The organism is Modestobacter sp. SYSU DS0875 (assembly GCF_054050915.1).
Genome location: NZ_JBJHAH010000030.1, coordinates 1 through 17,544, shown reverse-complemented (window position 1 = coordinate 17,544; position 17,544 = coordinate 1). Strand labels below are relative to the sequence as shown.

17 protein-coding genes are annotated in these 17,544 nt (G+C 75.5%); 7 read left to right on the top strand and 10 right to left on the bottom strand.

From position 1 onward, the window contains the following. Positions 1–17: 17 nt before the first annotated feature. Genes purE through ACI79Y_RS16060 form a run of 3 tightly spaced genes read right to left on the bottom strand, consistent with a single transcriptional unit; the run spans position 18 to position 2,493 of the window. On the bottom strand, positions 18–521 hold the full coding sequence (gene purE / locus ACI79Y_RS16070) for a 5-(carboxyamino)imidazole ribonucleotide mutase (protein ID WP_457159448.1): 504 nt from the start codon (positions 519–521) through the stop codon (positions 18–20). Between the two features lie 23 nt (positions 522–544). Beyond that, complete coding sequence (locus tag ACI79Y_RS16065) at positions 545–1,750, bottom strand: 5-(carboxyamino)imidazole ribonucleotide synthase (RefSeq protein WP_457159447.1); 1,206 nt, start codon at positions 1,748–1,750, stop codon at positions 545–547. 32 nt (positions 1,751–1,782) lie between these two features. Then, entirely contained in the window at positions 1,783–2,493 is a 711-nt protein-coding gene (locus tag ACI79Y_RS16060; protein WP_457159446.1) for an SGNH/GDSL hydrolase family protein, read from the bottom strand. 130 nt (positions 2,494–2,623) lie between these two features. Between ACI79Y_RS16060 and ACI79Y_RS16055 the strand changes: the two genes are divergently transcribed. Genes ACI79Y_RS16055 through ACI79Y_RS16045 form a run of 3 tightly spaced genes read left to right on the top strand, consistent with a single transcriptional unit; the run spans position 2,624 to position 4,329 of the window. Further along, entirely contained in the window at positions 2,624–3,148 is a 525-nt protein-coding gene (locus ACI79Y_RS16055; RefSeq protein ID WP_457159445.1) for a GtrA family protein, read from the top strand. Between the two features lie 10 nt (positions 3,149–3,158). Then, positions 3,159–3,821, top strand: a complete 663-nt coding sequence (locus ACI79Y_RS16050; protein ID WP_457159444.1) for a hypothetical protein — start codon at positions 3,159–3,161, stop codon at positions 3,819–3,821. 46 nt (positions 3,822–3,867) lie between these two features. Next, positions 3,868–4,329, top strand: a complete 462-nt coding sequence (locus ACI79Y_RS16045) for a hypothetical protein (protein WP_457159443.1) — start codon at positions 3,868–3,870, stop codon at positions 4,327–4,329. A gap of 71 nt (positions 4,330–4,400) precedes the next feature. Here the strand turns inward: ACI79Y_RS16045 and ACI79Y_RS16040 are convergent, their stop codons facing one another. The 6 genes from ACI79Y_RS16040 to ACI79Y_RS16015 form a co-directional block, all read right to left on the bottom strand. Beyond that, positions 4,401–7,361: an AAA family ATPase gene (locus ACI79Y_RS16040; protein ID WP_457159442.1), complete on the bottom strand. Its 2,961-nt coding sequence runs from the start codon at positions 7,359–7,361 to the stop codon at positions 4,401–4,403. Beyond that, positions 7,358–8,506: an exonuclease SbcCD subunit D gene (locus tag ACI79Y_RS16035; protein ID WP_457159441.1), complete on the bottom strand. Its 1,149-nt coding sequence runs from the start codon at positions 8,504–8,506 to the stop codon at positions 7,358–7,360. The genes ACI79Y_RS16040 and ACI79Y_RS16035 overlap by 4 nt, the downstream gene beginning before the upstream one ends. 10 nt (positions 8,507–8,516) lie before the next feature. Then, complete coding sequence (locus ACI79Y_RS16030; RefSeq protein ID WP_457159440.1) at positions 8,517–9,983, bottom strand: acyltransferase family protein; 1,467 nt, start codon at positions 9,981–9,983, stop codon at positions 8,517–8,519. Positions 9,984–10,143: 160 nt separating this feature from the next. Further along, positions 10,144–10,698, bottom strand: coding sequence for a PH domain-containing protein (locus ACI79Y_RS16025; RefSeq protein WP_457159439.1), 555 nt, complete (start codon positions 10,696–10,698; stop codon positions 10,144–10,146). Positions 10,699–10,727: 29 nt separating this feature from the next. Further along, positions 10,728–11,930 carry an acyltransferase family protein gene (locus ACI79Y_RS16020; protein ID WP_457159438.1) on the bottom strand — a complete coding sequence of 401 codons (1,203 nt, stop codon included), beginning with the start codon at positions 11,928–11,930 and terminating at the stop codon, positions 10,728–10,730. 149 nt (positions 11,931–12,079) lie between these two features. Beyond that, complete coding sequence (locus tag ACI79Y_RS16015; RefSeq protein WP_457159437.1) at positions 12,080–12,919, bottom strand: biotin--[acetyl-CoA-carboxylase] ligase; 840 nt, start codon at positions 12,917–12,919, stop codon at positions 12,080–12,082. A gap of 18 nt (positions 12,920–12,937) precedes the next feature. On the opposite strand from ACI79Y_RS16015, the gene ACI79Y_RS16010 reads away from it, so the two are divergent. From ACI79Y_RS16010 to ACI79Y_RS15995, 4 genes are all read left to right on the top strand, one after another. Further along, a complete protein-coding gene (locus ACI79Y_RS16010) occupies positions 12,938–14,566 on the top strand; it encodes an acyl-CoA carboxylase subunit beta (protein ID WP_457159436.1) in 1,629 nt (542 codons plus the stop codon). Between the two features lie 124 nt (positions 14,567–14,690). Next, the gene (locus tag ACI79Y_RS16005) at positions 14,691–14,906 is read left to right on the top strand and encodes an acyl-CoA carboxylase subunit epsilon (protein WP_457159435.1); all 216 of its coding nucleotides are present in this window, start codon (positions 14,691–14,693) and stop codon (positions 14,904–14,906) included. Beyond that, positions 14,903–15,505 (top strand): Maf family protein, encoded by a 603-nt coding sequence (locus ACI79Y_RS16000; protein ID WP_457159434.1) that lies wholly within the window; start codon positions 14,903–14,905, stop codon positions 15,503–15,505. The genes ACI79Y_RS16005 and ACI79Y_RS16000 overlap by 4 nt, the downstream gene beginning before the upstream one ends. Before the next feature lie 45 nt (positions 15,506–15,550). After that, on the top strand, positions 15,551–17,308 hold the full coding sequence (locus ACI79Y_RS15995; protein ID WP_457159433.1) for an acetyl/propionyl/methylcrotonyl-CoA carboxylase subunit alpha: 1,758 nt from the start codon (positions 15,551–15,553) through the stop codon (positions 17,306–17,308). 24 nt (positions 17,309–17,332) lie between these two features. Here the strand turns inward: ACI79Y_RS15995 and ACI79Y_RS15990 are convergent. Then, positions 17,333–17,544: LGFP repeat-containing protein (locus tag ACI79Y_RS15990; RefSeq protein WP_457159432.1), on the bottom strand; the 212-nt coding region annotated here is incomplete at its 5' end.

The window sequence follows — 17,544 nt, the reverse complement described above, 5'->3', positions numbered from 1 at the left end:
GTCGTCCAGAAGAGGACTCACCCGCGCGGGAGACGCTCCTGGAGCTGTTCGTCCCGGGCGACGACGGACGCCGCCAGGCCGGCCTGGAACCGCTCCACCCGCGCCCGCAGCGCGCCGTCGCCGGCAGCCAGCACGCGGACGGCGAGCAGGCCGGCGTTGCGCCCCCCGCCGATCGACACCGTCGCCACCGGGACGCCGGCCGGCATCTGCACGATCGACAGCAGGCTGTCCAGCCCGTCGAGGCGGTCCAGCGGCCGGGGGACGCCGATCACCGGCAGCGGGGTGGCCGCCGCGATCATCCCGGGCAGGTGGGCCGCTCCCCCGGCCCCGGCGATCACCACGCGCAGCCCGCGACCGGCTGCGGTCTCGGCGTAGTCGAGCATCCGGCGCGGGGTGCGGTGCGCGGAGACGACGTGCGCCTCCCACGGCACGTCGAACTCGGCCAGCGCCTGCGCGGCGGGCTCCATCATCGGCCAGTCGGAGTCGCTGCCCATGACGATGCCGACGATCGGGTCACTCACGGGGCGGCTCCCTGCTCCTCGGGTCAGTGCTCGGTCTCGAAGGCGAAGGCCGGGTCGACCACGCCGTCGGCCAGGTACCGGGCGGCGGCGACCGCGCGGGCCCGCACCTCGGCCAGGTCGTCCCCCAGCGCGGTGACGTGGCCGAGCTTGCGGCCGCGGCGCTGACCCTTGCCGTACCAGTGCAGCTTCACGTCCGGCCAGTGCGCCATCAGGTGGTGCACCCGCTCGTCCAGCCCCGGCCCGGCCCAGTCGTCGGCCGAGGCGTCGCCGCCGAGCACGTTGGCCATCACCACCACCGGCGCGGTCATCGCCGTCGAGCCCAGGGGGTAGTCCAGGACGGCGCGCAGGTGCTGCTCGAACTGGCTGGTGCGGGCGCCCTCGATGGTCCAGTGCCCCGAGTTGTGCGGCCGCATCGCCAGCTCGTTGACCAGCACGCCGCCGGCGGTCTCGAACAGCTCGACGGCGAGCATGCCGACGACGCCGAGCGAGTCGGCGATCCGGACCGCCAGCTCCTGGGCCGCGGTCGCCTTCTCCTCGCTCAGGCCCGGAGCCGGGGCGTACACCTCGTTGCACACGCCGTCGCGCTGCACCGTCTCCACCACCGGCCAGACCGCCACCTGGCCGAACGGGGAGCGGGCCACCTGGGCGGAGAGCTCCCGGGTCATCGCCACCCGCTCCTCGGCGAGGAGGGTGCCGTGCCGCTCGAGCAGGTCCGCGACCTGGTCGGGGCCGGAGACCACGAACACGCCCTTGCCGTCGTAGCCGCCGCGCGGGGTCTTCAGCACCACCGGCCAGCCGACCTGCTCGGCGAACGCGGCGGCGTCGTGCACCGTGCGCACCTCGGCCCAGGCCGGCTGCGGCTCCCCCGCGGCGGCCAGCGCCCGGCGGAGCACCAGCTTGTCCTGGGCGTGCACCAGCGCGGCGGGCCGGGGGGCGACCCGGTGACCGGCGTCCTCCAGTGCGCGGAGGTGCTCGGTGGGCACGTGCTCGTGGTCGAAGGTGACCACGGTGGCGCCCTCGGCGAGCCGGCGAAGGTCGGCCAGCTCCCGGTGGTCGCCGAGCTGCACGTCGGCCGCGACCAGCGCGGCCGACTCGTCGGGGTCGGCCGCCAGCACGCGCAGCGACTGGCCGAGCGCGACCGCGGCCTGGTGGGTCATCCGGGACAGCTGCCCGCCACCGACCATCGCCACCACGGGCAGGCCGGTACGCGGGTCCAGGGGCGTGGCCATCGGGCGCAACGCTAGCGGCCCGCCGATGGCGGTCAGCCGGCCGCTCCGCTCAGCAGCGCGTCACGCACCGCGCGGCCGACCGCGAAGGCGACCATCGGGGTCGGGTGCACGCCGTCGGGGCTGGCGCCGGGGCGGTAGGAACCCTCGCTGCTGAACTCGCTCCACGGGTCGATGAACGTCCAGCCCTGCGCGTCGGCGAGATCGGCCAGCCGTCCGTTGAACGCCACGGCGTCGGCCGGCCGGGAGTCCAACGGGGGCACGGCCGCGAGCACGACGGGCTCGACGTCCGCCTCGTCCACCAGCCGCACCAGGTTCTCCCGGGTGTCGCTCCACGGGACGTCCCGCTGGAGGTCGTTGGTACCGGCCATCACGACCAGCACGTCGGCGTCGAAGGCGGTCACCCCGTCCCGCATCTGGGCGGTGGTCGTGCCGGGCACGGCCCAGCCGGTCCCGACGTCGAGCGGGGGCGCATCCGCGCCGAGCAGCCATGACTCCTCCCCCGGGTCGGCCTCGCTGTCCTCGGGATCGACACCCGCGGTGATCGAGTCGCCGACGACGGCCACGGTGACCGAGTCGGGTGTGGCCGGGGCGGCTGCGGAGGCCGACGAGCTGGCCGCCGGCCCGGGTTCTGCGGACCCTCCGCCACCAGCCGGGCCGCAGCCGGTCAGCAGGACCGCGAGCACCGCGATCACGCCCACGCCTCGGGCGGCCGACGGCCGGGCGGGGTGAGCGGTGGGGGTCATGCCCTCCATCATCACCGACGCAGCGGCCGGCACGGTCGACCCACCGCTCCGGAGCGTCCTCCGGACACCTCTCCCGGCCGGCCGCCGGCCGGATCGCGCTCGGGCCGGCCGGCGTCCGTACAGTCGGAGCGTGCCACTCCTCGAGGTCGTCCGTGGTCGCCTGGGGCCGACCTGGCGCCTCCTGCTGAAGGAGCTGTCCGCCTTCGGCGTCGTGGGCGCGGCGTGCTTCGTGCTCGACGTGGGCCTGTTCCAGGTGCTGTACGTGCAGACCGGACTGGACGCGGTCGCGGCGAAGGCGGTCTCGACCGTGGTCGCCATGACCGTGGCCTACGTGGCACACCGGCACTGGTCCTTCGCCCACCGGGCGCGGACCGGGGCACGACGCGAGTACCTGCTCTTCGCCGCGGTCAACGGCGTCACCCTGCTGCTGAGTCTCGCGGTGGTGGCGTTCGTGCGCCACGGTCTCGGACAGGAGGACCCCTTGGTCCTCCAGCTGGCGAACGTCGGTTCGATCGCGCTGGGCACCGCCCTCCGCTTCCTCGGGTACCGCCGGTGGGTCTTCCCCGCGGCGACCCCCGGGCCTCATCCGCCGCACCCACCTCAGGCGCCTCAGGCCCCTCGTCCCCAGGTACCGGCCGACACCGGGTCTGGGTAACGTCGCTCTGGTGTCCCAGGTGTCCGCGACCCGACGGGCGCAGGTCCGCGACCTGGCCGTCGCCTACGCCCGTGACCCCCGGGTCCGGAGCGTGGCCGTCGTCGGCAACAAGCCGCTGGAGCCCTCGATCGAGCGGGCCCGGGCGATCGACGGCTGCGACCTCGTTCTGCGGGTCAACGGCTTCCGGCTGGACGACCCGGGCGAGCGGCCGACGCAGGGCCGGCGCGCGGACGTCGTCTTCTTCAACCGCGGCCTGCGCGCGACGCCGTGGTTCTTCGCCGGCTACCGCGACCGCCTGTACCTGATGGTCGAACCGGGGCGCTTGCACTGGGAGCCGGCGCTGGTGCCCTCGTGGTGGCCGGCAGACCTGGGCCAGGTGCACGTCGACAACGACGACCTCACCATCCCGTTGAGCGAGGACCTGGGGCTCGACTCGCGCACCGAGGGACTCTGGGCGACGACAGGGACGATGGCGGCCTGGTGGGCCCGGACGGCGTTCCCCGACGCCGAGCTGCTGCTGGCCGGGTACTCGTTCGTCGACCAGCCGGACCAGACCCGCTGGCGGCACGCCTCCGGCGACGACTGCATCGTGGGCCCGGAACACCGCATCGCCCTCGAGGGCCGGCTGTTCCGCAGCTGGGTCGACGGCGGCCGTACCACCATCGTGGCGTGACGGCTCCGCCGCCGGAAGGCGCCGGAGACCGACAGGGAGGAACACAGTGAAGCTGCCCGCGAAGTTGAGCGCGCGGATCGACGAGGCCGTCGCCTGGCGCGTGGCCCGCCGGTTCGACGAGGTGCACGAGCACCTGGGTCGCCTGGGGGACCAGTTGCACGAGCTGCACCGGCGCGTCGACGACCTGGCCGGTCGTGACGGGGAGCTGGACAAGCGCCTCGGCGAGCTGGAACGGCGACTGGACGCCGTCGAGCGGGAGTCCTCCTGGTCGGCCAACGAGCTGGCCAGGCTGGCGCCGCAGGCTGCCGCCTTCGAGGAGCGTCTGGAGCGGCAGCAGAACCCGGTCGTGCTGACCGGCGATCTCCGCGACCTGCCCGAGGCCCGCCTGCTGGTCGAGGTGGTCCGCGAGGAGCACGCTCGTGTGCGGTCCCGGCTCGCTCTCGTCTCGGCGTACGAGGAGCGACTGCGCCGGCTGGAGCAGCGCACCGGCGGAGGCGCGACCTCCTGAGCCTGTCGACCGGCACCTCCTACGGCGCGTCGCCCGGCGTACCGTAGGAGCTCGCCGGGCTGCTGGGGACGTCAGCCGGCCAGCCGGGACCCCTCCCGGCCGGCAACGACCTCCAGGCGGCTGGGGATCCGCGTGCGCAGCTCCTCCACGTGGCTGATCACCCCGACCGTGCGCCCCCCGCGGCGCAGCTCGTCGAGGACGGTCATCACCGCGTCGAGCGCCCGCGGGTCGAGTGTGCCGAACCCCTCGTCGACGAAGAGGGTGTCGATCTGCACCCCGCCGCTCTCCGCGGTGACCACGTCGGCCAGGCCGAGGGCGAGGGCGAGGGAGGCCATGAAGCTCTCCCCGCCGGACAGCGTCTTGGTCGGGCGCCGCACACCGGTGTACTCGTCGAGCACGTCCAGCCCCAGCCCGCCCCGGGCGCCGTGCCGGCCCAGGGCGTCGCTGTGCAGGAAGCGATAGCGGCCGCCGGACATGTCGGCCAGGCGGCGGCTGGCGACCTCGGCGACCTGCTCCAGCCGCGCGGCGAGCACGAAGGACTGCAGCCGCATCCGCAACGTGTTGGCCCCCCGCCCGTTCACCAGGTCGGCCAGCCCGGTGACCTGGTCGGCCACCGCACGGCGCTCGTCCAGCTCCACCTCCACCGCGGTCAGCTCCGCGGCCAGCTCGGTGAGGGACGCCAGGCAGCCGCGGGCCGCGGCGAGGTCGGCGACGGCGTTCTCCCGGACGCTGGTGGCCGACCGGCACGCGCCGGTCAGCGCGGCGAGGTCCGGCCGCGGGGGCAGGTCGGCCAGCTCGGGTTCGGCCAGCGCGGCGGTCGCCACGGACCACTGCTGGTCGTGCTCGGCGATGCGCCGTTCGATGGCCGCGGCCCGGCCCCGGTCGAGCAGGGCCCCGGCCGCCGCGAGCAGGTCGGGGAAGCCGGCCTCGGCCACCCGCTCGGCGGCCAGCCGGCGGGTCCCCTCGGCCGCGGTCCGGGCCCGCAGCGCGGCCGCCTCGGCGTCCACGACCGCCTCGCAGCGCTCGGCCTCCGTGGTGAGCCGGCGGATGCGACCGGTCAGGTCCCGGTCGTCGCCGCGGGCGGCGGCCAGCCGCTCGCGCACCTGCGCCAGCGCGTGCTCGGCGGCGGCGCGCTGCGCCTGCCGGGCGACCAGCTGCTCCCGCTGCTCGGCCAGTGCGGCCGCCGCGGCGTCCCGCTCCGTCGACCGCTGGACCAGCTCCCGCCGGGCGGCGTCGAGCCCCTGTGCCCGCTCCCGCAGCTCCCGCTCGGTGGCGGTGGCGACGGCGACCGCCTGCTCGTGCGCGGCCAGCGACAGCTCACCGGCGCGGGCTTGGAGCACGGCGAGCCGCCGCTCGCCCTCCTGCAGCGACCGCTGCAGGTCGAGGTGGTGCGCCTCGCGCCCCTCGGTGCGGGCCCGCGCGGCGTCCTCGTCGGCCCGCGTGACCGGCGGCCCGTCGGTGACCGCCGGCGCCGGGTGCTCGGTGCCCCCGCACACCGGGCAGGGCGCACCGTCGGCGAGCTGCGCCGCCAGCTCCGCGGCCATGCCGTCCAGCCGCCGGGCCCGCAGGTCGTTCCACCGCTCCCGGGCGTCGAGCCACTCTTCGCGGGCGCGCTGGGCGTCCGCCTGCTGGGCGGCCAGGTGCCCGGTCAGCTCCGCGACCTCCCGGGCGGCGACGAGACCGGCGTGCGCCTGCTCGGCGGCGGCGGTCGCCCCGGGCAGCGCGGCGGCCGCCTCCGCCGCCGCTGCGACGGCTGCCTCCAGGGCGGCCAGGCGCGCCGGCCACTCGGCGGCCGCATGGGCACCGTGCTCGCACCGGGCGGTCAGCCCGTCGACCTCCTGGCCGGCGAGGGCGACCTCGCGCTCGAGCTCGGCGGCGCGGTCGACCTCGGGGAGGAGGGTCCGCAGCTCGGCGGCCTCGTCCCGGAGGGCCCGGGAGAGCAGGGTGTCGGCCGGGCGACCGGCGGCCACCACCGCCCAGGACCGCTGGGCCGAGGCCAGGGCGGCCTCGGCGGCCTCCGCCTCCTGGGCGGCCCGCCCGGCCGCTTCCAGCACGTCGCGCACCGGCTCGGCCCGGGTGCCGGCGTCGAGGGCGGCCCGCAGGGGCTGGAGCTCGGCGGCCTCGGCCTGCAGGCGGGCGAGGTCGGCCCGGGCGCGGTCGCGCCGGGCGTGCCGCGCCTCCTCCTCCCGGGCCCGGGCCAGCTCGGTGTCGGCGCGGGCGACCGCGGCGGCTGCCAGAGCCGCCGCCTCCTCGTGCCGGGCCAGCCGCTCGGCGGCCTCGGCATGCACCTGGCGGACCCAGGAGGCGGCATGGGCCGGGGCCGCCGCGCCGACCAGTTCCGGAGCCAGCTCCTCGGGCACCTCGACGTCGGCGACCTGCGCGACCCGGGCGAGCACGGTGCTGGCCCGCACCCGCATCTCGTCGAGCTCGGCCCGCGCCGCCCGGCGCTGCTCGTCGAGCCAGGTCTCCACGCGGGCGAAGCGACCGACGTCGAACAGCGTGCGCAGCAGCCGCCCCCGGTCCTCCGGCTCCGCGCGCAGGAACCGGGCGAAGTCGCCCTGCGGCAACAGCACGACCTGGCAGAACTGCTCGGCCGAGAGCCCCAGCCGGGTGCGCAGGTGCTCCGACCCCTCGTCGATGCGGGTGCTCACCGGCTCCCAGCCGCCGTCCGTCAGCCGCTGGACGGTCAGCCGGGCCTGCTCGGTGGTCCAGCCGGTGCCACGGCGCTTGGGGCGCCGCTGCTCCGGCCGGCGGGTGACCAGCAGCCGCTCCCCGCCGAGGGTGACCTCGCACTCGACCTCGGTGCGCACGGCCTCGCCCGCGTGGTCGCTGCGCAGCCGCTTCTCCTCACCGCGCGCTCCCGGGACGGTGCCGTACAGCGCGAAGACGACCGCGTCGAGCAGCGTCGTCTTGCCCGCCCCGGTGGGCCCCCAGAGCAGGAAGAGCCCGTCGCGGCCGACGTCGTCGAAGTCGACCTCCACCCGGTCGGCGAACGGCCCGAAGGCGTTCACGGTCAGCCGGTGGACCCTCACTGCGCGGCCTCCTCGCGCGCCACGGCGGCCAGCGCCCGGGCCAGCAGGTCCCGTTCGGCGCGCGCGGGGGCCACCTGCCGCACGTGGCCCACGAACTCCTCGGCGACCTCGAGGTCGCTGCGACCGGAGAGCCGCTCGGTGTAGCTGCGCCCGTCGGGGACCACCCCGGAGCCGACCCACTCCAGGTGCACGCAGTGCGGGAAACGGCCCTGCAGCTGCCGCATCGGGTCGGCCGGGCGCACCGCGTCGGTCAGCTGGGCGGAGACGAAGTGCTCCTCGGCCCCGGCCAGCTCCGGATCGGCGAGCAGGTCGGCCAGCCCACCGCGCAGCAGGGTCAGCCGGCGGGGCGCCGGCAGCGGTACCGGCCGGACCTCGGTGAGCCCGCCGGCGTCCAGGTCGACCAGCCAGGCCTGCTTGTCCTGCCCCGCCTCGCCGAAGGAGTACGCGAGCGGGGAGCCGCTGTAGCGGATCCGCGGGGTGAGCGTCTGCGGCCGGTGCAGGTGACCGAGGGCGACGTAGTCGACGCCGTCGAACACCGACGCCGGCACCAGGTCGACCCCGCCGACGCAGATGTCGCGTTCGCTGTCGCTGGCCACCCCGCCGCCGACGAAGGCGTGCGCCAGCACGACGGACCGGGCACCGGGGCGCAGGAACAGGTCGGCGCGGACCCGGTCCATCGCCGCGGCGAGGACCGCCTCGTGGCTGCGCGCCTCCGGCAGGCCGAGTTCGTGCCGGGCGACCTCGGGTTCCAGGTAGGGGAGCCCGTACACGGCGACCTCGCCGTGCGCATCGGCCAGCAGGACCGGCTCGTCGAGCTGGGGGGTGGCCGCCCGGACGTGCACGCCCGAGGCGGCCAGCAGCCCGGCGGCGAAGCCCAGCCGCCGGGCGGAGTCGTGGTTGCCGGGGGTCAGCACCACCTGGGCGCCGGCGGTGCGCAGCCGGGTCAGCGCCCGGTCCAGCACCGCGGTCGCGTCGGCCGAGGGCACCGCCCGGTCGTAGACGTCGCCGGCGACGACGACGGCGTCCACCTGCTCCTCCGTGACGACGTCGGCCAGCCGGCGCAGCACCGCCTCCTGCTCGGCGAGCAGGTCGGTGCCGTGCAGGGACCGGCCGATGTGCCAGTCGGAGGTGTGCAGCAGCCGCATGGCCCCGAGGCTAGGAGACCGGTCCGACAGTCCCGCGGGCGTGGCGCCCCGTCCCGGCTGCGTCCCGCGGCGGGTCGCCCGTGGGGACGGCGCCCCGCGCACGACCCGCGAACTCGGCCGGACGTCGCGACGGCACAGGAGAAGGCGTCCGGACAGCCGTGCCCAACCGGGCCGTGACGGGGCCGCGGGCGACCGGCACGGCGGCCGCCACGCCGGCCGGGTCGAGCCGCTCGGCGCGGACGGGCGAGGCCTCGGGGACGGACCCGTGGGTGACCCGTTCCCGGGTCCGGTCCCGGCCGCCGGTCATCCGGCGGTAGGCCTGGAGCATCAGCCGGCGGGCGGGTTCCTCGACCCCGTGGTGCAGCACGGCGCTGAGCGCCATCGACCCGAACACGATGAGCGGGATGCCCAGCGCAAGGGCCGGCGGGACATCGCCACGCCGCGTCTCGTCCTGCCAGTAGGTGGTGAGGACGACGTCCATGACCACGAAGTGCACCAGGTACAGGCAGTAGGACAGCCGTCCGCCGTACACGAGCGGCTCGGCCGCCAGGACCCGGGCCGGCCCCCGGCGGGTGAGGGCCAGGCCGACGATGAGGACGGGGTAGACGATCGTGACGATGCCGGCCCAGTCGCCCGGCCCGAGGGTCACCCGCCACTGCGCCCAGAGGCAGATGAGCAGCACGCCGATCACCGAGGTGACGGACAGGACCAACCCCCACTGGTCGGACCGCGGGTGCTGCTCCAGCCGGCGGGCGCTCAGGCAGGCGAGGATCCCGGCGACGAAGCAGCAGCCGATCCGCAGCACCCAGCTCGTGTCGACGTCCTGGGTGCCGTGCAGGTAGGAGTTGAAGAACAACGGGAGCATCGCGCCGCAGCTGAGCGCCAGCAGGACGACGGGGTGCAGTCGCCGTAGCGGGCGCAGGAGCAGGGCCAGGACCGGGAAGGCCAGGTAGGCGAGCCACTCGGCGCTGATCGACCACCCCGGGGGGTTGAAGCTCTGCCCGACCAGGGTGCTCTCGCCCCACATCTGGGTCATCGTCAACTGACGTCCCAGCTCGGCGAGGGTCGCCTCCGGGTGGGGCGCCACGAGGTTGACCGCCCAGCCCAGCTGGCCGGCCACGAACAGCCAGAGGAACGCGACCAGGGTCACCACCGCGTAGGCCGGCCACACCCGGGCCAGGCGGTTGTACAGGAACCGGAGGGCCTCCCCGGTGCGCCAGCGGCCCCCCATCTCCTCGAGGTAGCTGCGGGCGATCACGAAGCCGCTGAGCACGAAGAAGAGCTCGACCCCGGTCCAGCCCGCCGCGAGGACCGGCCGGAGGAAGCTCACCTGGTCCAGGTAGGCCGAGGACAGCCACGCCACGTGGTAGAGGACGACCCACGTGGCGGCCACGGCGCGGAGGCCGGTGAGCGCCTTGATCTCACCGCGCGGGCTGACCGCGGTGCGGCCGCTGGCCGTACGAACACCTGTGGACACTGCGCTCCCCCGGGACTCTGACGTGAAGGACCAGTCCGGTGGTCCCAGGACAGGAACTTACGGCGACGGCGGCGCCACCTTGAGTCATGACAACCCAGAATCGTGGACGCGGATCGTCAGGTCCTGACAGTTCGTCACACCCGCCACAGGGGCCCCGGGCTCAGGCCTCCGGGTCCGGCTCCCGGTACGGGTCCGCGTACCAGCCGGTGTCGTCCCGGGCCCGCCGGTCGGCGTCCTCCTCGACCAGCTGGTTGAGCAGCTGCTGCACCCCCTCGCTGTCGGGGACGGCGGAGAAGACCGTCGGGCCGCCCTCCCCCGCGGTCTCGATCGAGACGGTGCCCGAGCGGACGATCCGGTCCCACAGGCTCTGCCGGTAGGACACGTCGGTGATCCGGGAGAGGCCGATGTCCCGGCCGGACCGGGCGAGGACCCCGGTGCGGTGCAGCAGCCGGTGCGTGGTGATCACGTAGTGCGTCGTCCGCCAGCGCAGCAGCGGAACGGCCACCAGGACCAGCGCCAGAACGGCCGCCGCGCCGACCACCACCAGCCGCCAGAGGGCCTGCTGGTCCCCGGCCGGGACGAGCGCCGCCCCGAACGAGGCCAGACCCACCAGCACGAGGAAGAGCACGATCGGGCGGAAGACGGTCGTCCAGTGGGGGTGCAGGTGGGCGACGACCTCCTCGTCCTCGCCGAGCACCTTCTCCGGGTACGCCACCGGGACAGGATGACCGACCGGCGGCGGGATCAGTGCGTCACGGTCACCGGCGCGTCCACCCGGGGGCCGACCACCTCACCGGGGCCGGCCGCACGGGGCGCGGGGAGGGGGACCTGCCGCGCCCGGCCCCCGGGCCGGTGGCCGAGCAGCTGCCGGCGGGCCGGTTCCTCCACCCACCGCCACAGCGCCCAGGCGACCGGCACGGGCAGCACGGGGACCACCACGTGCAGCGGCCCGAGGCCGGGCAGCAGCTCCAGGACCGTCCAGGCGGTCTCGAACACCGCCATGTGGACCAGGTACAGCGCGAAGGAGACCCGGCCGCCCAGCACCGCAGGCCGCCCCGCCAGCAGGCGCACCACCGCACCGCGGTCGGCGAGGGCCAGCGCCGCCACCAGCACCGGGAAGCACAGGACGCCCAGGCCCGCCTGGCCGGCGTCCGGTGCCCAGCCGACCACCACCAGCCCGACCGCGACCGCCCCTCCGGCGACCAGGGCCGCCGCCCGCCCGACCCCGGGCCGCTGGCGCAGCTGCGCCACGACCAGCGCCACCAGGGCGCCGGCGAGGAAGGAGCCGGTCAACCGCACCAGCCAGCTCCAGGCCCAGTCGTGCCCGTCCATGACCAGGCACAGGGCCGCGAACGGGCCCACTGCGGCGAGGGCGAGCCCGGCCAGCACGGCCGCCGGCCACCGCCGGAGCCGGTAGAGGCCCAGCGCCAGCAGCGGGAACACCAGGTACGCCGCCCATTCGGCGCTCAGCGACCAGCCGGGGCCGACCGGGCCGGTCGCGGAATGGTCGGCCCGGTCCCAGACCTGCACGAGCAGGACCTGCCGGAGCATCGACGCCGCGTCCAGGGAGGCACCGCCGGGGGACTCCCCGACCAGCCGGCGCTGGACCAGCAGCCCGACGGTGACCCCGGCCAGCACCACCAGCCAGGTCGGCCAGATGCGGGCGAGTCGGGCCCGGTAGAAGTGCAGCGTCGCGCGCACGCCGGGCCGCCGGCCCAGGGTCGCGACGTGGCTGTGCGCCAGCACGAAGCCGCTGAGCACGAAGAAGAGGTCGACACCCAGCCAGCCCGCGTCCAGCAGCGGCGCCAGCGGCGCGATCAGCGGGCGCCAGGTGTCCCCCGGCGCGAAGAGCCAGAGGTGGTGGGCGACCACCCACAGGGCCGCGAGCAGCCGCAGCCCGGTGAGCGCGCGGATCTCCGGCCGGCGGTGCGGGTGCAGCTGCGCCACGTCCCCACCCCCGCGTCCGGCCACTGTCCTGGTCGGAGCCGGACGCTAACCACGGGTGCCGCAGGGTGGCGGGACGTCCGCGGCACGACGCGCACGGGCCGCCCCACCCGTCCCAGCGGGCCCACCGGCACCCCTCGGGCGGACCCGGGTCAGCCGCGGGGCCGGACGTGCCGGACGTCGCCGGAGGCCAGCTCGACGGTGCCGGCCGGGGTCCGCACGACCAGCCGGCCGTCCCAGTCGACGGCCTCGGCGACGCCGTCCAGCGCGGAGCCGTCGGGCATGGTCACGGTGACCTCGCTGCCCACGGTGCTGCACCAGGCCAGGTAGTCGGCGGCCAGCCCCGAGGAGACCGGGTCACCGAGCACCTCCACCCAGCGGCGGTACCGCCGCTCCAGGGACCGGAGGAGGCCGAGCAGGACGGCCGACCGGTCGACCGGTGCCCCGCGGACCAGCGCCAGCGACGTCCCGGTGCCGGGCAGTTCCCCGGCCGTGGTGGAGACGTTGAGCCCGACCCCCACGACGACGGCGGTGCCCGCGCTCTCGGCGAGGATGCCGGCGAGCTTGGCACCGCCGGGGGCGAGCAGGTCGTTGGGCCACTTCAGCGAGGCCCGGACGCCGGCCACCTCGCCCACCGCCTCGGCGAGCGCCACCCCGGTGAGCAGCGACAGCCAGGCCCGGCGCGCGGCGGGGACGTCGGGGCGCAGCAGCACCGACACGGTGAGCCCGGCGCGCGGGGGCGACGTCCAGGTGCGGTCCAGCCGCCCGCGTCCGGCCGCCTGGTGCTCGGCCACCAGCACCAGCCCCTCTGCGACCTGGCCCTCCGCCTCGTCCGCCGCGACCCGGGCGACGAGGTCGGCGTTGGTCGAGCCGACCTCCTCGACCACCTCCACCGCCCGCCACAGCCCACCGGCCAGGGCGGCGGTCAGGGCCGCGGCGTCGAGGGCGGGGCGATCGGGGTGGGGTGCTGCCGGAGGCTCGCCGTCGGTCACGTCACTACGCTACGGCCCGTGAGTGCCGCCGAACCCGGGAGCGCGGGGGAACACGTCCCCGCCGACGTCGACCTGCACACCACCGCCGGCAAGCTCGCGGACTTCGAGCGGCGGGTGCAGGAGGCCACGCACGCCGGGTCCGAGCGCGCGGTGGCCAAGCAGCACGACGCCGGGAAGATGACCGCCCGCGAGCGGATCGACGCGCTGCTGGACCCGGGCTCGTTCACCGAGCTCGACGAGTTCGCCCGGCACCGCTCCACCAACTTCGGCCTGGACGCCCGCCGTCCCATGGGCGACGGCGTGGTCACCGGTCACGGCACCGTCGACGGACGCCCGGTCTGCGTCTTCTCCCAGGACGTCACCGTCTTCGGCGGCAGCCTCGGCGAGGTGTACGGCGAGAAGATCACCAAGGTGCTGGACCTCGCCGTGCGCACCGGCTGCCCGGTGATCGGGATCAACGAGGGCGGTGGCGCGCGCATCCAGGAGGGCGTGGTCTCCCTCGGCCTGTACGCGGAGATCTTCCGGCGCAACGTGCACGCCTCCGGCGTCGTCCCGCAGATCTCGCTGGTGATGGGCCCGGCGGCCGGCGGGCACGTCTACTCCCCCGCGCTCACCGACTTCATCGTGATGGTCGACGGGACCAGCCAGATGTTCATCACCGGTCCCGACGTGGTGAAGACCGTCACCGGCGAGGACGTGACGCTGGAGGAGCTGGGCGGGGCGCGCACGCACAACACCCGGTCCGGCGTCGCCCACCACCTGGCCGAGGACGACGCCGACGCGATCGACTACGTCAAGGCGCTGCTGTCCTACCTGCCCAGCAACAACCTCGACCCGCTGCCCGCCGTCGAGGTGCCCCCGGTCGACGTCGCCCTGCCCGGCGCGCTGACCGACGCCGACCGGGAGCTCGACGAACTCGTCCCGGACTCGGCGAACACCCCCTACGACATGCACACCGTGATCGAGCACGTGCTCGACGACGGGGAGTTCCTCGAGGTGCAGGCGCTTTTCGCCCCGAACATCCTGGTCGGCTTCGGCCGGGTCGAGGGCCGCCCGGTGGGGGTCGTCGCCAACCAGCCCACCCAGCTCGCCGGCACGCTGGACATCGACGCCAGCGAGAAGGCGGCGCGGTTCGTCCGCACCTGCGACGCCTTCAACATCCCGGTGCTCACCTTCGTCGACGTCCCCGGGTTCCTGCCCGGCACGTCGCAGGAGTGGAACGGGATCATCCGCCGCGGCGCCAAGCTGCTCTACGCCTACGCCGAGGCGACGGTGCCGTTGATCACCGTGATCACCCGCAAGGCCTACGGCGGCGCCTACGACGTGATGAGCTCCAAGCACCTCGGCGCCGACGTCAACCTGGCCTGGCCCACGGCCCAGATCGCGGTGATGGGCGCCCAGGGCGCCGTCGGCATCCTCTACCGCAAGGAGCTCGCCGCCGCCGAGGACCCGGAGGCGCGCCGCGCGGAGCTGATCACCGAGTACGAGGACGCGCTGCTGAACCCCTACACCGCCGCCGACCGCGGGTACGTCGACGCGGTCATCCCGCCCTCGCACACCCGCGTCCACGTCGTCCGGGCGCTGCGGCTGCTGGCCAACAAGCGACAGACCCTCCCTCCGAAGAAGCACGGGAACATCCCGCTGTGACGATGACATGGCGATCCTCCGGATCGCACCGCGACCACGTGCCGTCCCCGGCCCGCGAGGAGCCGCTCCGTCGCTCGCTCGCGGAGACCCTCCGGGCCCTCCACTCCTCACGACAGGACATCCCGTGACTGAGCCCACCGCACCCCTGTTGCGGGTGCTCTCCGGCAATCCCTCGGACGACGAGCTGGCCGCGCTCACCGTCGTCCTCACCGCGCTGTCCACCCGCCGTCCCCGCCGCCGGCCGACCCCGGTCGGCGCCTGGGGCGCACCGGCGGCCCTGCACCGCCGGCCGCTGCAGCCCGGCCCCGGTGGCTGGCTCTCCGCGGGGCGGTCCGCATGAGCCGCCGCCTGGTGCTGGCCTCCCAGTCCCCCGCCCGGCTGCAGCTGATGCGGCAGGCCGGGCTGAACCCGGAGGTGGTGGTCAGCGGGTTCGACGAGGACTCGCTGACCGCACCCCGGGTCGGTGAGCTGGTCGCGCTGCTGGCCGCGGCGAAGGCCACCGCGGTGGCCCGGCAGGAGACCGACGCCCTCGTCGTCGCCGCCGACTCGCTGCTGGAGTTCCGCGGCAAGCCGCTGGGCAAGCCGGTGGACGCCGCCGACGCCCGGCTGCGCTGGCAGCGGATGAGCGGCCGCAGCGGCGTCCTGCACACCGGCCAGGCGGTCTTCGACGTCCGCGAGGGCCGGGTGACCCAGCGCGACGTCGGGGTCTCCTCCACCGTCGTCCACTTCGCCGAGCCCACCGACGCCGAGGTGGACGCCTACCTGGCCACCGGTGAGCCGCTGGCCGTCGCCGGCGCCTTCACCCTGGACGGGCTGGGCGCGGCGTTCGTCCGCCGCGTCGAGGGTGACCCGTCGGCGGTGATCGGCCTGTCGCTGCCGCTGCTGCGCACGCAGCTGGCGACGCTCGGGGTGCCGATCACCACCCTCTGGCAGCGCTGACCCACCCGCTCCACCCCGCCACCCGCCTCTCGAGGGAGAACGAACGTGCAGAAGGTCCTGATCGCCAACCGCGGCGAGATCGCGGTGCGGGTGGCGCGCGCCTGCCGGGACGCCGGGCTCACCAGCGTGGCCGTCTACGCCGAGCCCGATCGGGACGCCCTGCACGTGCGTGCCGCCGACGAGGCGTTCGCCCTGGGCGGGACGACACCCGGCGACTCCTACCTGGTGGTCGACAAGGTCATCGACGCCGCCCGCCGGTCCGGCGCCGACGCCGTCCACCCCGGCTACGGCTTCCTCTCCGAGAACGCCGACTTCGCGCAGGCCGTCATCGAGGCAGGCCTGACCTGGATCGGCCCCTCGCCGCAGGCGATCGTCGACCTCGGTGACAAGGTCGCCGCGCGGCACATCGCCACCCGGGCCGGGGCGCCGCTGGTCCCCGGCACCAAGGACCCGGTCGCGGACGCCGACGAGGTGGTCGCCTTCGCCCGCGAGCACGGGCTGCCGGTGGCGATCAAGGCCGCCTTCGGTGGCGGTGGGCGCGGCCTGAAGGTGGCCCGGACGATCGAGGAGATCCCCGAGCTGTTCGACTCCGCCGTCCGGGAGGCGGTCTCCGCGTTCGGGCGCGGCGAGTGCTTCGTCGAGCGGTTCCTGGACCAGCCGCGGCACGTCGAGGCGCAGGTGCTGGCCGACACCCACGGCAACGTCGTCGTCGTGGGCACCCGGGACTGCTCGCTGCAGCGGCGCAACCAGAAGCTGGTGGAGGAGGCCCCCGCGCCGTTCCTCACCGAGGAGCAGCGCGAGCGCATCCACTCCTCGGCCAAGGCGATCTGCCGCGAGGCGGGCTACTCCGGGGCCGGCACCGTCGAGTACCTCGTCGGCGCCGACGGCTCGATCTCCTTCCTGGAGGTGAACACCCGCCTGCAGGTCGAGCACCCGGTCACCGAGGAGACCTCCGGCATCGACCTGGTGCGCCAGCAGTTCCGGATCGCCGAGGGCCTGCCGCTGGAGATCACCGAGGACCCGGCCCCGCGCGGGCACAGCATCGAGTTCCGGATCAACGCCGAGGACGCCGGGCGGAACTTCATGCCCGCCCCCGGCCCGGTCACCCGGTTGCAGGTGCCGCAGGGCCCGGGCGTGCGCTGGGACTCCGGGGTCGAGGCCGGCGGCGAGGTGGCCGGGGCCTTCGACTCGATGCTGGCCAAGCTGATCGTCACCGGCGCCACCCGCACCGAGGCGCTCCAGCGGGCCCGCCGGGCGCTGGACGAGCTGGTCGTCGAGGGCATGCCGACCGTGCTCCCGTTCCACCGCGCCGTCGTCCGGGACGAGGCGTTCACCAGCGAACCGTTCCGCGTGCACACCCGCTGGATCGAGACCGGGTGGGACAACCAGGTGCCGCCCTGGTCCGCCGCGCCGGCCGAGGGCGCCGAGGAGGAGCCGCGGCAGACCGTCGTGGTGGAGGTCGGTGGACGGCGCCTCGAGGTGTCCCTGCCGGCCGGGCTCGCCGCCGGCGGCGGTGCCGCAGCGGCCGGCGGCGCCAAGCCCCGCCGGCGCAGCGGCGGTCACGGTGCCCAGGCGGCCTCCGGCGACTCCCTCACCGCACCGATGCAGGGCACGATCGTGAAGGTGGCGGTGGCGGACGGCGCGACGGTCGCCGCCGGTGACCTGATCGTGGTGCTCGAGGCGATGAAGATGGAGCAGCCGATCACCGCGCACAAGGCGGGCACCGTGTCCGGCCTGTCCGCCGAGGTCGGCGCATCGGTGACCAGCGGCGCGGTGATCTGCACGATCACCGACGCCGGCTGACCACGGCGGCAGGGCGCGGGCCGGTCAGCCGATGCGGACGACCACCGCGCCGCCCTGGGGTGCGCTGATCGAACCGAACTGGAACCGCTGGGAACACTCCGAGGACGTGCACACCGTGTCGCTGACCGGATAGCCCAGCGCCCCGTTCTCCCAGCCCGTCCGCGCCCACGCGTCCCGGACCGGGCCACTGAGCACCGCCCGCACCCCCGTCGCCGCCGTCCAGTACAACGCCCCAC